Here is a 14,496-nt window from a genome sequence, read left to right on the forward strand (position 1 = left end):
GTGTATCACGACCGTGTCACACGCGAAACACAAGCGCGTCACGCCCGTAACACGTACGTGTAACGCCAATCATGATTAGGCTTTTCTATTTACATTTTTTCATTTGTTCCATAAGCACCGGGCGAGGTATCCCTAGAGTGATGGCTTTCTCGTATGCCTTTAGCGCCTTGTCCTTATCTTTCAATGACAGATATACATCGCCTAACTGTACAGTGGTCTCCGCATCCTTAGGATTAAGACGCAACGCTTCTTCCAGATCAATGACAGCAGCCTCAGGGTATCCTCTTTCCAAATCAAGATTTGCCCTCATTATCAAGAGTGATGGATCGTCAGTAAACTCACCAATAAGCAGATTCAGTTTGTCACGTGCCCCGGTAAGGTTTCCCTCAAGCTGGTCTAGCATTGCCAGACCTATACGCGCAGCTTTATGCGACGGTTCCTTACCTACTATAACATTATAATCTATCCGTGCCTCCGTATACTCGCGCCTCTGCATATATATGTATGCACGATAGAGGCGGGCCTCTATATTCTCAGGTATCAGGTCTATCACATTACAGAAATCAACATATGCCTTCGAATCCAATCCTTTGTCGAGATACAAAGTTCCACGGTTTAGAAGCATGGCTGTAGAATACGGAGTGATATTAAGAGCCATGGTATATGCCTCGATAGCCTCATCCGTACGCCCCATACGTTTCAGAACCGTACCAAGGTTGGAAAAAAGAAGAGCATTACGCGCATTGTTAGGGTCCATTTTCAGAGCCTCACGGAAAAGCTTTTCCGCTTGCACAAGACTGCCACTCAAGGCATACTTCATGGCACGTTCAACAACCTCATTGTACGATTGCGAATATGATTGGAATAAAGTACCAAGCGACATAAAGATGAGTATAAATATTTTCTTCATAATCACGAATCTTCTATAGTTTACGACGCAAAGGTAACAGATAAACATATATATAGCGAAAGAGTTAAAATCTTTTTGTATGTTTGCACATTCATTTATAAAACAGACTGAAATCATGAAAACAGAAAAAGCTATTTTTGCCTGCGGATGTTTCTGGGGAGTACAACACCAGATGGAAAGGGCAAACGGTGTGATAAGCACCACAGTGGGATACATAGGCGGGCACAAGGAAAACCCTACATATCAGGAAGTAAAGGCTCACACTACAGGACATGCCGAAGCTGTACTTGTAGAATATGACGCCGAAAAGATTTCATACACAGACCTGTGCAAGCTGTTTTTCGAAATACACGACCCCGCACAGACCGACGGGCAGGGTCCTGACATAGGTCCTCAATACAGAAGCGAGATTTTCTATCTTGACAATTCACAGCTGGAGCAGGTGCAGAATGTTATTGCTATATTATGCGACAAAGGATATGAAGTAAACACAGCTCTTACTCCGGCATCGCATTTTTGGGAAGCTGAGGACTATCACCAACATTACTATGACAAAACAGGCGGCGAGCCTTATTGCCATATCAGAGTGAAAAAATTCTGACAAAATTTCAAGCATAAGAAATCTACCTTAAAACGACAGCCCATATTGATTTAAACGACAGCCCGTTTTAAATCGAATGGGCTGCTGTTTTTTTTTGATACCGGCACTACAAACCACCAATATGAATTATTTCCGTCATTAACCATGTTTAACCTTCTAATATTTGCATAATTACGATTATTTCGTAGATTTGCGAAAAGTTAGTAATTAAAATATTGATACGATATGGAAAAACTGACATTTCAGGAAGAAGAAGCTATGCGCTTTATATGGAAACTGGGGCCTTGCTATGTGAAAGACGTAGTGGGATGTTATGACGAACCGCTCCCACCCTATACCACGGTTGCATCAATAATAAACAATCTTAAAAGAAAAGGTTATCTGAAAGCCGAAAAGTTCGGAAACACCTACAGATATACCCCACTGGTGAAACAGGAAGACTACACAAAAAGTTCGGTAAGCAGTCTGGTGAAAAACTACTTTGCCAACTCATATAAGGAAATGGTTTCTTTCTTCGCCAAAGAACAGAAGATTTCGAAAGACGAACTTAACGAAATCATAAATCTGATAGAGAAAGAAGATGACAAATAAATCTCCGTCAGAAAGCTGTAAAATCTTCAATACTTTAAAATACATTATTTATGATATACCTACTTCAAGTCAATTTGGGCATAATCCTGTTTTACGCACTGTACAAACTGGTATGCACACGCGATACTCTCTTCAATTCAAGAAGGTTGATACTCATGCTGGCACTTATCCTTCCGTTCATCATACCGCTGATTGATATACGTGAATGGATGGAGACGCGCGACAGCCTGGTAATGCTGACAAATTTTGATTATTCCACCACTATTCCTGAAATAGTAGTTGGAACGGCCGGAACTGAACCGGGAAATCAGGTATTTGTAATTTCCGAATGGATAAAAAATATATACATTGCCGGAATATTGGCATTATCCGTAAGACTGATTGTTCAGGCCATAAGCCTATATCTGATTATTCTCCGCACACCGGAAAAGACAGTGAACGGAATACGTATAAAATGCATGAAAGACAAGTCCGGTCCGTTTTCATTCTTCAATTGGATTTTCCTGAATCCTGACAATGTAAAAGAAGAGGAAATGAACGAAATTCTCACTCACGAAATGGCTCATGTCCGCCAGAAACATTCCATAGATGTGATTATCTCCGAACTGGTAAATATATGCTGCTGGATAAATCCATTCGCATGGCTGATGAAACGCGAAGTGAGACTGAATCTTGAATTTCTGGCAGACAGAAAGGTTATGGATGCGGGATTCGCCACAAAAAGCTATCAATATCACCTGCTTGGACTGACATACAATCACAAGTATGGTTTATCTAATAATTTTAATTTTTCTCACCTTAAACAACGTATCATTATGATGAACAAGAAAAAAACAAACGGTGCGGGACATATCAAATATGCCCTGTTCGCCATTCCGGCCTTTGCTCTACTCCTTGCCGGAAACATTTCATGCTCTTCGGAAGCAACAAAGACTGATGATGTAAAAGAAAAGGCTGCAACAGAAAAGCCTGAAGTGGTAGAAGCTCCTGCCGAAAAAGCGGAAACCAAAGACGAGGTATTCATGGTAGTGGAAAAGATGCCTGAATTCCCGGGAGGAATTCAGGAACTTATGAGCTTCCTTAGCAAAAACGCCAAATACCCAGCATCAGCAATGGCAAAGAACGTACAGGGCAGAGTAATCGTTCAGTTCGTAGTTGAAAAGGACGGTACTCCTACAGAATTTAAAGTAATACGTTCTGTAGATCCGGACCTTGATGCAGAAGCGTTGAGGGTTATGAAAGAAATGCCTAAATGGAAACCGGGAATGCAGAGAGGTCAGGTTGTAAGAGTTAAATACACCGTCCCTGTAACATTCAGACTACAGTAAATCAATTTTCTGAATCCACTTTAAGATGTGATTAACGGCAGGAATCTTAAAGTGGATTCTTAATATAAGACTAATACTATTTATGAAAACACATATCTACATTTATATTTCCATATTATTTATGGTAATGTTTTCCGCCTGCGGAAAGAAAACTGACAGGGAATATCTTTCTGAAGTGCTTGAGAATATGAACAAGGTAAATTCAGTAAAATACCATTGTGTACTTAAATCTTGGGAGCCGGGAGACAATGAACCTGTATACGATGAACAGAGGGAAATATACGAGCATGTAAATCCTGAAGATACCGCCATAGGTTATTCATATATCATTGCATCCGATAAGGAATTCAAGCATCCTCTATCAGTATATGATGGAACTGTTCAATCATATATTGAAGAAAAGGAGAAAGAAATAGTAATAGATGACTTCACACGAAAAAGACCTTTACCATTCAGAATCATTAAGCAAGAGGCTTTTTATCACATGAAAGAAATAATAGATTATGCGCTGAACACAAACGACAGCATTGTCCTCACACTGAAGGACGAGGGAAAGGATTTTCTTATGGAACTGACGATAAATATGCCGAATCAGGTAGAATTTTTCGGAAAAGCTCAATATATGCCGGAAAACCCTTACATATACGATCCTACATCTATTTACAAAGTATGGATCTCTAAAGAAAATGATATGCCATACCGCTATCGCAGGGAAATGCAACATAATATAGATGAAAAAATCTGTTCCGACTTTGTATTCAACCCCTCGGGAATGGGGAAAATAATAGCAGAAGATTACTATCCGGAAGGCTATGAACGGTACATTAGAGGACAGAAAAGCAATAAGCCCGCCATTGACATGACAGGCAAGACTGCTCCGGAATGGACTCTGACTGATATTAACGACCGGAAAATCTCGCTTAGCGACATTAAATCGAAAATTGTCCTTCTACAGCTCACAGGAATAGGATGCGGTCCGTGTAAAGTTTCTATCCCTTTCCTGAACAGGCTTAGAGAGAAATACGACAATAATGAGCTTGAAATCATAGCTGTTGAGACATGGATAAAGAGAAAATCATCGAGCGAGAACTATATCAGGAAGAATGATATAAAATACAAATTCCTCACTGCCGACAAGGAAAGTATAGAAAAACTTATTAATGACTATCAGGCCGGAAGCAGTGTTCCTCAATTTTATCTGATAGGTAAAGACAGAAAGATATTGAAGAAATTCCAGGGATACGCCGAAAAGATAAGTGACAAAGAGATAGAGGACGAGATTAAGAAAAATCTATAAACCACATACATAAATATGAAATCAGGAAGACTTCTTTTTTGTTTGTCATGCACCTTTACGCTCGGAGTGCTGGCTCAAAACAAGGACAGCATAAGAATTGCCATTGATAACTACGAATACGAAAAGGTTCTTGAACTTACTTCGTGTACCGACTCGCTCGACGAGGAATGTACGGAATTCAGGCTACAGGCCTGTAAGGAACTCAACAAATGGCAAACCGCACTTCCGCTACTCCAGAAGAGGCTTGAGCAGGACAGTACCTCACTAAAATCATGGGCAGAAATAGCGGAGTGCTACAGAAGGATTGGAGATGTAAGGAAAAGTTCTGAAGCATACGCTCATGCCGTGAGACTCAGCCCCGACAAATCTTTCTTCAGACAGAAACACATCAATGCCCTGATTGCTCTTGACGACTTGGAAAATGCGAGGAAAGCATGTCACGACTGGATAGATCGCGACTCCACTTCTGCCACTGCTTACCGCCTGTTGGGAGAAACATACGAAAACGAAGATCCTCTATCCGCCTTTGCCGGATATAATGCCGCATTTCGCCGTGATTCTCTGGACCCTCAGATTATATCCAGAATAGCCAATATGGTAAACAACAATGGGCAGTATTCATACGCGATGCTCATTACAGAGGAATACCGACGACATGACTCGCTCAACATAGACGTGAACCGCCAAAATGCAAAAGCTTTCTGCATGATGAAAATGTATCCCAAAGCGATAGAAAGATATGAAAGCCTGAAAAGAATGGGCGACAATTCTTATCTGACACTGTTCTATCTCGGTATGTCGTACTACGGCAACTATGACTTTTATTCCGCTTACGACAATCTGAAAAAGGCTATAAGTATAATGCAACCGTCAGGACCAAACACAGGAGCTTTATATTATTTCGCCAAATCCGCTGCCCGTACTTCATGGAAAGAAGAAGGTGTAGAAGCCATGAACACCGCCATATCGCTGACCATGCCAACAGACAGTGTTATGATCCGACTCTACAAAGGTCTGGCAGAATGCTGTGAGCTGAACCTTGACACCAAAGGTGAAATAGCCGCTTTATTGAAGCAATACGAATACTCCAAGGAAAATGTGTTGTTCTATACCATCGGATGCAGATATTATTACAGAAATGACTACGAGAATGCTTTAAAATATTTCAACAAATATATGGAAAATGTTCCAGAAGACAAGCGTTATAAATATGACGAGAACGGAGAAATAGACAACGACAGAAGAACCTATTATCAAGATGCCGAAATAAAAATCAAGAATATCAAGGAACATAAATTCTTTAAAGGAAAACCACAGTAAAATTATTACATTTGACCACAGAATATAAAAAAAGTCCGGACAGAAGATAAAAAACTGTCCGGACTTCTTATATTGTATATGAGTAATGATTATGCTTTCTTGATATAATCTACAATCCACTGGCCAACTTCCTTGGTACCGTATTTGGCACCACCTTCTACCTGAATTTCAGGAGTACGTACGTTGGCATCAAGTGAAGCATCAACGGCACGACGGACCAATGCTCCTTCTTCTTTCAAATCAAAATATTCGAACAGCATTGCAACAGACAATATCTGTGCTAACGGATTGGCGATGTTCAGCCCCTTAGCCTGTGGCCAAGAACCGTGGATAGGCTCGAATACCGGTGTACTTTCGCCTGTAGAAGCAGATGGAAGAAGTCCCATAGAACCGCTGATTACAGAACCTTCATCTGTAAGGATGTCGCCGAATGTATTTTCTGTAACCATTACATCGAAGAACTTAGGTTCCTGAATCATCTTCATTGCTGCATTATCCACATACATGTAGTCTGTAGTCACTTCCGGATACTGAGGAGCCATTTCCTGGGCAATCTGTCTCCACAGACGTGAAGAAGCAAGCACATTTGCCTTATCAACCACAGTAAGGTGTTTGCGACGCTTCATAGCATATTCAAAACCTACTTTCAGAATTCTTTCGATTTCAGGACGAGTGTACATATTTGTATCGTATGCTTTGTCGTTATCCTGATACTTTTCGCCGAAATACATACCTCCTGTCAGCTCGCGGATACAAAGGAAGTCTGCACCGTCAACGAGTTCTGCCTTAAGAGGAGACTTGTGTACCAGACATTTGAAAGTCTGTACAGGACGGATATTTGCAAACAAACCGAGTTTTTTGCGCATAGCCAGAAGTCCCTGTTCCGGACGTACTTTTGCTGTAGGGTCATTATCGAATTTAGGGTCGCCTACTGCCGAGAACAATACAGCATCGGCATTTTTACAAGCCTCGTAAGTTGCTTCCGGAAACGGATCGCCCACTTTATCTATTGCGTCTGCACCACAGATGGCATATTCGTATGAAACTTTATGTCCGAATTTCTCGCAAACGGCTGTCATTACATCAACTCCCTGAACGGAGATTTCCGGTCCTATTCCGTCACCGGCTAATACTGCTATTTTAAAATCCATTGTATTTGAGTTTTAAGTTTATTTTCTATTCAATAAGATTCAACATTTTTATTGTAGCTTTAATTGCTGCTTCTGTCTGGTCGGCATCCAAACCACGGGTACGGAATTCCTTGTCTTCATAATTCCATGTTATCACTGTCTGTACAAATGCGTCTGTGCGTCCGCCCGGTGGAATGGTAACGGCATAATTCACAAGCATAGGGAACTTACGGTTCAGTGTCCCTTTATATATCTTTCGCAATGCGCGTACAAAAGCATCGTACTGACCATCACCACTTGAGCTTTCCTGATATACTTTACCGTCTATCTCTATGCTCAATGTTGCCATAGGTTTCAATCCTTGGGCAAGGGTGACAAAGTAGCTTAAAAGCTTGACCTTTTTATCTACCGTATCATGTTTGAGCACATCACTAATGATATAAGGCAAGTCATCCTGAGTCACAAGTTCCTTGCGGTCGCCAAGTTCAATGATACGGTCTGTCACCTTACGCATTGATTCTTCATCCAGTTCCAGTCCCAGACTCTCAAGATTCTTACGGATATTCGCCTTACCTGAGTTCTTACCCAAAGCATATTCCCTCACACGGCCGAAACGTTCCGGCTGAAGATCGTTGAAATAAAGATTGTTCTTGCTGTCACCGTCGGCATGGACACCTGCCACCTGAGTGAATACATTCTGACCTACTATAGGTTTGTTGGCAGGAATGCTTATACCTGAGTATGATTCAACAGTACGGCTTATCTCATTCAGACGGCTTTCGTCAATATGTGTGATAGCCTGAAAATGATCTTTCAATATCGCCTGCACACTGGCAAGAGGAGCATTTCCTGCACGCTCGCCCAAGCCGTTGATTGTGGTGTGAAGACCTTTTACTCCGCTCAGAACTGCTGCCAATACATTGCTGACAGCCAAATCATAGTCATTGTGCGCATGGAAATCGAAATGCAAATCAGGATAGCGTTTCTTCATCTTGCGCATATACTCTATCACCTGAAGAGGATTCAGAATACCTAAAGTATCGGGCAGCATAAAACGCCTTATTCCTACATCAAGCAATCCGTCAACAAGCCCGAAAACATACTCCGGAGAGTCTTTCATACCGTTACTCCAGTCTTCCAGATAAAGATTGACTTCCATATCACGGTCCAAAGCGTATGCCACTGTACGGCGAATATCTTCAAGATGTTCCTCTAGTGTTTTCTTCAGCTGATAACGGCAATGTTTCTCCGAGCCCTTTGAAAGAAGGTTTATCACACGGCCACCTGCATCATGTATCCAATCGACAGAGACAGTACCGTCCACAAAGCCAAGTACCTCTACCTTATATAGCATATTGTGGCGTGCTGCCCAATCGCATATCATCCTGACAGCATTCAGTTCTCCGTCGGACACACGTGCCGATGCCACCTCTATCCTGTCAACCTTCAGGTCTTCTAGCAACATGCGGGCTATCATCAGTTTTTCGTGTGGTACAAACGATACTCCGCTGGTCTGTTCACCGTCGCGGAGTGTTGTATCCATTATTTCTATTACAGGATGATCCATATTTATCAGTTCAATTATTATCTTTTACTTACAGCTTCTTCGTATGCTGCTATCTTGTCCCTGTTTTCTACAAGGAAATCTATATCGTCCAGACCGTTCATCAGGCAGTGCTTCTTATAGGCATTTATCTCGAATTTCTCCGATTTGCCTGTAGCCTTGTTTGTGATAGTCTGTTCAGGAAGATTTACCTCTACCTCTGTTTTAGGATCTGCATATATAGAATCGAAAAGTTCCTTCAGGAATTCTTCGCTTACCACTACCGGAAGAACGAAATTGTTCAGTTCGTTATTCTTGTGGATATCGGCAAAGAAACTTGACACTACCACTCTGAAACCATATCCGGCAATTGCCCACGCCGCATGCTCACGGCTTGAACCGCTACCAAAGTTCTTTCCTGCCACCAAGACCTGTCCGCTGTATTTAGGATCGTTCAGAACAAAGTCTTTATTCAACGAACCGTCCGGATTATATCTCCAGTCGCGGAAAAGATTGTCACCGAAAAACTTCTCATCACGTGTAGTAGCTTTAAGGAAACGTGCAGGGATTATCTGGTCTGTATCCACGTTTTCCAAAGGCAAAGGGATACAAGTGCTTGTTATTATATCGAATTTCTGTTTCATTGTTATACTCTATTTTACTGATTACATAAGTGTTCTTGGATCTGTTATCACTCCTGTTACTGCTGCTGCAGCGGCTGTAAGCGGACTTGCAAGCAATGTTCTTGAACCAGGTCCCTGACGTCCTTCGAAGTTTCTGTTGCTTGTAGAAACCGAATATTTGCCTGCAGGAATCTTATCGTCATTCATGGCAAGACATGCAGAACATCCTGGCTGACGGATTTCAAAGCCTGCTTCTTCAAGAACTTTATCCAAGCCTTCTTCACGAATCTGTTCGTCCACCATCCATGATCCAGGGACAAGCCATGCAGTAATATTATCAGCTTTCTTGCGTCCTTTAACTATTGAAGCGAAGGCACGGAAATCTTCAATACGTCCATTTGTACATGCACCAAGGAAAACATAATCCACTTTCTTTCCTATCAGATTTTCACCCGGTGCAAATCCCATGTATTGCATAGATTTCTCGAAAGAACCTTTTTCTACTTCGCTCATACCGTCTGTAGTAGGAATGTTTGAAGTAATTGCCATACCCATACCTGGGTTAGTTCCGTATGTAATCATAGGCTGAATGTCTGCTGCATCATAGCGGACTTCTTTATCAAACACAGCGTCATCGTCACTCTTCAAAGTCTTCCAGTAAGCAAGAGCCTTATCCCACTCTTCTCCTTTAGGTGCATATTCGCGTCCTTTGATGTATTCGAAAGTCACTTCGTCCGGAGCTATCATACCGCCACGTGCTCCCATCTCGATAGACAGGTTACACAGAGTAAGACGTCCTTCCATAGTTAGGCTGCGGATTGCTTCTCCGGCATATTCCACGAAATATCCTGTAGCACCGCTTGTAGTCATCTTCGACATCATATAAAGGGCTACGTCTTTTGCAGTCACTCCTTTACCAAGTTTTCCGTCGATAGTGATACGCATTGTCTTAGGGCGCGACTGAAGAATACACTGCGATGCCATAACCATTTCCACTTCACTGGTTCCAATACCAAAAGCCACTGCTCCCATGGCACCGTGAGTAGATGTATGCGAATCGCCACATACGATAGTCATTCCTGGAAGTGTCAATCCTCTCTCAGGACCAACCACATGGATGATACCGTTCTTCTTGTTCATCATTCCGAAATGTGTCAGACCGAAATCGGCGGCATTCTGTGCCAAGGCATCTACCTGAGCTTTTGATACCGGGTCCTCAATCGGTTTGTCCTGATCGTGAGTCGGAGTGTTGTGGTCCGGCATACAGTAGATTTTCTCCGGACGGAAACATTTCAAACCACGCGCACGCATACCGGCAAAAGCCTGCGGACTTGTCACTTCGTGGCAATAAAGACGGTCTATATATAATTGGGTAGGTCCTTCCTCAACCTTCTGCACCACATGTGCATCCCATATCTTGTCAAATAAAGTATTCATGTTTATTTTTAGTTATTGAGTTTTTAAGGTTTTCAGACATAAGAATAAAAAAGACATATTTACTTGATTATATCTCATATTTTTTATTTATGTAATTATGTTCTTTTGTCTGAAAAGCTACTTGTATTATTTTTTGAACTTGTTGATACAGTCGATATAAGCTTCTACTGAAGCTGCAATGATGTCTGTATTGGCGCCGAATCCATAGAACATCTGACCGTCATATTCCACCTGCATGTGTACTTTACCCACATCATCACTACCCTTGCTGATAGCCTGGATAGTAAATTCCTTTAGAGTCATCTGACGCTTGATAATCTGCTTGACTGCTTTGATAGCGGCATCAACAGGACCGTTACCAGTAGCGGCAGCTTCGAAATGCTCGCCGGAAATGTTAAGTCCGAGACTCGCTACAGAACGAACCCCTACACCACTTGTAACCTGCAGATATTCCAGTTTGATATGGTGGTTCACATTTCTGTCGGCACCTGCCAATACCATAATATCATCGTCAGAGATATCTTTCTTCTTGTCGGCAAGTTTCAGGAAGTCCTCATAAACCTTATCAAGTTTCTCCTGAGTCATATCCAATCCAAGAATATGGAGTCTGTGCTTCAATGCAGCACGTCCGCTGCGGGCTGTCAATACGATGGCATTGTCATCAATACCCACATCCTTAGGATCGATAATCTCGTATGTCTGAACATTCTTCAAAACTCCATCCTGATGTATTCCTGATGAGTGGGCAAAGGCATTACGTCCTACAATAGCCTTGTTAGGCTGAACAGGCATGTTCATAAGGCTTGAAACCATTCTGCTGGTTGGATAAATCTTTGTAGTATTGATGTTTGTATCAATATCGATGTCATTGTGGCAACGAAGAATCATGGCTACCTCTTCAAGAGAAGTATTTCCGGCTCTCTCACCTATGCCATTTATAGTCACTTCAACCTGTCTTGCACCATTCAGCACCCCAGAAATGGTATTTGCTGTAGCCATACCCAAATCATTGTGACAGTGAGTAGAAATTATGGCCTTGTCTATTCCATTGACATGTTCCATCAAATATTTGATTTTCGCACCATATTCTTCAGGAAGACAGTATCCTGTAGTATCAGGAATGTTTACAACAGTAGCACCGGCTTTGATTACAGCTTCAACGACTCTTGCCAAATACTCATTCTCAGTACGTCCTGCATCTTCAGCATAGAACTCTACATCCTCTACATATCGTTTTGCGTATTTTACAGCTGCAACAGCACGTTCTATGATTTCTTCTCTTGTAGAATTGAACTTGTACTTGATATGTGAATCTGATGTACCGATTCCTGTATGAATTCTTTTATGCTTTGCATACTTCAAAGCCTCTGCAGCTACATCAATATCCTTCTGAACGGCACGTGTAAGAGCACATATAGTAGGCCATGTCACTGCTTTTGAAATCTCAATAACAGAATTAAAGTCACCAGGACTGGATACTGGGAAACCAGCCTCAATAATATCCACTCCAAGCGCTTCCAACTGGCGGGCAACCTGAATTTTTTCTACCGTATTAAGCTGACAACCAGGGACTTGCTCACCATCTCGAAGAGTTGTGTCAAAAATAAATAATCTCTCACTCATATTCTTTGCATTTTATATAGTTATCAAAAAAAAGCCTTTCGCACAAGGAAGTGAGAAAGGCTTGATATATCTTAATATTTTTACATCAGTATGCACGCGACTCACTTCCCACCGGTGTTCCCAGTAGAATAATAATACCGCATAGCAAAATATGTAAAAACATTGTGCTCATATATTCTTTATTTTTTTATTCGGTGCAAAGGTATATATATTTTTTTAATAACGAAATAAAATGAAAGTTTTTCTCTGCTTTTAACAACAATTTAATACTACCATCTTATTATTACTGTTATTATATCATCTTTACAGATAATCATTCAATTCTGAGTTCATGCATACATGCCTGAACTTCTGTTATACTTCCCATGTGTTTACCCATGTCGTCCGACAATTTTATACACTCTCTCCAGCCTTGATTCGCATTCATCTTACATTTTGACAGTTTCATTACAATATTCGAAGGCTGGTAGCCTGTATCATTGGTAAGGTTTGTACCTATCCCGAACGAACATCTTATTTTACCATGACAATACTTATACAATGCCAAAGCTTTTTCAAAATCCAGGGCATTGCTGAATATTATTGTTTTGGTAACAGGATCTATACCCAACTCCTTATATCGGTCAATAAGTTTATCTACAAACTCTATTTCATCACCAGAATCACATCTCACACCGTCAAACAGTTTAGCCTGCTTACGACTAAAGTTTGTCAAAAACGATTCGGAAGTATAGGTATCAGACAATGCCGTACCCAAGTCACCATCATAGACGTTTACCCAATTCTCCAAAGCCATATAGTTGGCATGTTTATAACCAAACTGAGCTCCGTGGAACATGAACCATTCGTGCGGATGAGTTCCCATTGGACGCATATTATATTTCATGGCAAGATAGCAGTTTGATGTCCCCGTACAATATTTCGAATGTTCTTTCAGATAATCAACTACCCAATCATGTACTTCGAAAGAGAATCTTCTTCTAGTTCCGAATTCAGAAAATGGCATGGCATTCAAGTTTGACAATTCTACTTTAGTAGCCAATTTTGCCAAAACCTCCTCTTTCAAAGGTCTCTGATTAAAAAACGTATTCTTTATTTCAGATACTATTGCAAGAATAGGAACTTCATAAAGAGTTACCTTATATAAATAGTCGGTAACTTCTATGTGCAGATGACGTTCCTCATCAAGATAAACCTCAATTATCTCAGGATTAAACCGGAAAGAAGACAACCACTCCCAATAAACTCTTGGCATGAATCTGCAATTGACAGACATATATTCAAGTTCATCGGATGTCAGTCCCACTCCTTTCAATCTGTTGAATTCTTCTTTAAGTGCATTCAGGAAATCATCCGAATACACCGTTTCATCACGATCCTTAAAACTGAATGTTCCTACTGCATAAGGAAACAACTTGATATAAGCATATGATGTAGTGAACTTATACAAGTCTGTATCTAAAATTGATTTTATTATCATAGATATAATTTTTTGTCAATGTGGTAAATTTACAATAAATTAATCGTAATGTAAAATTTATGTGCATTTTACTTTCACATCTTTCACAAGACATTGATATTTCACAAATACCAACAATCAGTATTTTTCATAGTATACACATATCAAAGTGTATATAAACGCGAAAATCCCCGAAGTATCTCTACCTCGGGGATCTTTCTCTCTTAAAACGGCGACTACCTACTCTCCCACAATTAGCAGTACCATCGGCGTGACGAAGCTTAACTTCTCTGTTCGGAATGGGAAGAGGTGGAACCTTCGTGCTATAGTCACCTTAATTTCTTTTTTATCTTTGTCGTTTCCATTTATTTTATTTTGAGAAACTAACATGAATCAACAAACTGAAAACTTAATCCATTCAAAACTCATCTTTTTTTAGAGCGAAAGGTATATAACACCCATTGTGCTACGCGATAACAAAAGTCAACGGGCAATTAGTAATGCTCGGCTTTGCTGTCTCCAGCTTTACACCTGCATCCTATCAACGTCGTAGTCTACGACGACCCTGAGAAATCTTATCTTGTGGCCGGCTTCGTACTTAGATGCTTTCAGCACTTATCCGATCCAGACTTAG

General features: G+C 40.9%; 12 protein-coding genes and 2 rRNA genes. 5 read left to right on the forward strand and 9 right to left on the reverse strand.

Going from position 1 to position 14,496, the window contains the following annotated elements:
- Positions 1-85: 85 nt before the first annotated feature.
- Entirely contained in the window at positions 86-910 is an 825-nt protein-coding gene (locus I6E24_RS05870; RefSeq protein WP_235327031.1) for a tetratricopeptide repeat protein, read from the reverse strand.
- A gap of 115 nt (positions 911-1,025) precedes the next feature.
- Here I6E24_RS05870 and msrA point away from each other — a divergent pair, with 115 nt between their 5' ends.
- The 5 genes from msrA to I6E24_RS05895 all read left to right on the forward strand — a co-directional run bounded on the left by msrA (position 1,026) and on the right by I6E24_RS05895 (position 6,047).
- Entirely contained in the window at positions 1,026-1,511 is a 486-nt protein-coding gene (gene msrA, locus I6E24_RS05875) for a peptide-methionine (S)-S-oxide reductase MsrA (RefSeq protein WP_235327032.1), read from the forward strand.
- A 225-nt stretch (positions 1,512-1,736) separates the two neighbouring features.
- Positions 1,737-2,102, forward strand: a complete 366-nt coding sequence (locus tag I6E24_RS05880; protein ID WP_235327034.1) for a BlaI/MecI/CopY family transcriptional regulator — start codon at positions 1,737-1,739, stop codon at positions 2,100-2,102.
- A 50-nt stretch (positions 2,103-2,152) separates the two neighbouring features.
- On the forward strand, positions 2,153-3,430 hold the full coding sequence (locus I6E24_RS05885) for a M56 family metallopeptidase (protein ID WP_235327036.1): 1,278 nt from the start codon (positions 2,153-2,155) through the stop codon (positions 3,428-3,430).
- Between the two features lie 82 nt (positions 3,431-3,512).
- A complete protein-coding gene (locus tag I6E24_RS05890; protein WP_235327038.1) occupies positions 3,513-4,727 on the forward strand; it encodes a TlpA family protein disulfide reductase in 1,215 nt (404 codons plus the stop codon).
- Positions 4,728-4,742: 15 nt separating this feature from the next.
- The gene (locus I6E24_RS05895) at positions 4,743-6,047 is read left to right on the forward strand and encodes a tetratricopeptide repeat protein (protein WP_235327040.1); all 1,305 of its coding nucleotides are present in this window, start codon (positions 4,743-4,745) and stop codon (positions 6,045-6,047) included.
- 89 nt (positions 6,048-6,136) lie between these two features.
- Here I6E24_RS05895 and leuB read toward each other — a convergent pair whose 3' ends face one another.
- From leuB to I6E24_RS05935, 8 genes are all read right to left on the reverse strand, one after another.
- Positions 6,137-7,198 carry a 3-isopropylmalate dehydrogenase gene (gene leuB, locus I6E24_RS05900; RefSeq protein ID WP_204401441.1) on the reverse strand — a complete coding sequence of 354 codons (1,062 nt, stop codon included), beginning with the start codon at positions 7,196-7,198 and terminating at the stop codon, positions 6,137-6,139.
- A gap of 25 nt (positions 7,199-7,223) precedes the next feature.
- Complete coding sequence (locus I6E24_RS05905; protein ID WP_204508321.1) at positions 7,224-8,744, reverse strand: alpha-isopropylmalate synthase regulatory domain-containing protein; 1,521 nt, start codon at positions 8,742-8,744, stop codon at positions 7,224-7,226.
- 17 nt (positions 8,745-8,761) lie between these two features.
- Entirely contained in the window at positions 8,762-9,364 is a 603-nt protein-coding gene (gene leuD, locus I6E24_RS05910) for a 3-isopropylmalate dehydratase small subunit (RefSeq protein WP_204508323.1), read from the reverse strand.
- Positions 9,365-9,385: 21 nt separating this feature from the next.
- A complete protein-coding gene (leuC, locus tag I6E24_RS05915; protein WP_235327042.1) occupies positions 9,386-10,780 on the reverse strand; it encodes a 3-isopropylmalate dehydratase large subunit in 1,395 nt (464 codons plus the stop codon).
- Between the two features lie 126 nt (positions 10,781-10,906).
- Positions 10,907-12,403 carry a 2-isopropylmalate synthase gene (locus I6E24_RS05920; protein ID WP_235327044.1) on the reverse strand — a complete coding sequence of 499 codons (1,497 nt, stop codon included), beginning with the start codon at positions 12,401-12,403 and terminating at the stop codon, positions 10,907-10,909.
- Positions 12,404-12,716: 313 nt separating this feature from the next.
- Positions 12,717-13,883 (reverse strand): nicotinate phosphoribosyltransferase, encoded by a 1,167-nt coding sequence (pncB, locus tag I6E24_RS05925; RefSeq protein WP_235327046.1) that lies wholly within the window; start codon positions 13,881-13,883, stop codon positions 12,717-12,719.
- Between the two features lie 206 nt (positions 13,884-14,089).
- Positions 14,090-14,199 (reverse strand): 5S ribosomal RNA (gene rrf, locus I6E24_RS05930).
- A gap of 137 nt (positions 14,200-14,336) precedes the next feature.
- A 23S ribosomal RNA gene (locus I6E24_RS05935) occupies positions 14,337-14,496 on the reverse strand; the annotation flags it as partial.

It is taken from the genome of Bacteroides caecigallinarum, assembly GCF_021530995.1.
GTDB lineage: Bacteria > Bacteroidota > Bacteroidia > Bacteroidales > Bacteroidaceae > Phocaeicola > Phocaeicola faecigallinarum.

What these genes read in the sequence shown, in the direction of transcription:
- I6E24_RS05870 (WP_235327031.1), bottom strand. Translation starts at nt 910, where the DNA reads ATGAAGAAAATATTTATACTCATCTTTATGTCGCTTGGTACTTTATTC.
- msrA (WP_235327032.1), top strand. Translation starts at nt 1,026, where the DNA reads ATGAAAACAGAAAAAGCTATTTTTGCCTGCGGATGTTTCTGGGGAGTA.
- I6E24_RS05880 (WP_235327034.1), top strand. Translation starts at nt 1,737, where the DNA reads ATGGAAAAACTGACATTTCAGGAAGAAGAAGCTATGCGCTTTATATGG.
- I6E24_RS05885 (WP_235327036.1), top strand. Translation starts at nt 2,153, where the DNA reads ATGATATACCTACTTCAAGTCAATTTGGGCATAATCCTGTTTTACGCA.
- I6E24_RS05890 (WP_235327038.1), top strand. Translation starts at nt 3,513, where the DNA reads ATGAAAACACATATCTACATTTATATTTCCATATTATTTATGGTAATG.
- I6E24_RS05895 (WP_235327040.1), top strand. Translation starts at nt 4,743, where the DNA reads ATGAAATCAGGAAGACTTCTTTTTTGTTTGTCATGCACCTTTACGCTC.
- leuB (WP_204401441.1), bottom strand. Translation starts at nt 7,198, where the DNA reads ATGGATTTTAAAATAGCAGTATTAGCCGGTGACGGAATAGGACCGGAA.
- I6E24_RS05905 (WP_204508321.1), bottom strand. Translation starts at nt 8,744, where the DNA reads ATGGATCATCCTGTAATAGAAATAATGGATACAACACTCCGCGACGGT.
- leuD (WP_204508323.1), bottom strand. Translation starts at nt 9,364, where the DNA reads ATGAAACAGAAATTCGATATAATAACAAGCACTTGTATCCCTTTGCCT.
- leuC (WP_235327042.1), bottom strand. Translation starts at nt 10,780, where the DNA reads ATGAATACTTTATTTGACAAGATATGGGATGCACATGTGGTGCAGAAG.
- I6E24_RS05920 (WP_235327044.1), bottom strand. Translation starts at nt 12,403, where the DNA reads ATGAGTGAGAGATTATTTATTTTTGACACAACTCTTCGAGATGGTGAG.
- pncB (WP_235327046.1), bottom strand. Translation starts at nt 13,883, where the DNA reads ATGATAATAAAATCAATTTTAGATACAGACTTGTATAAGTTCACTACA.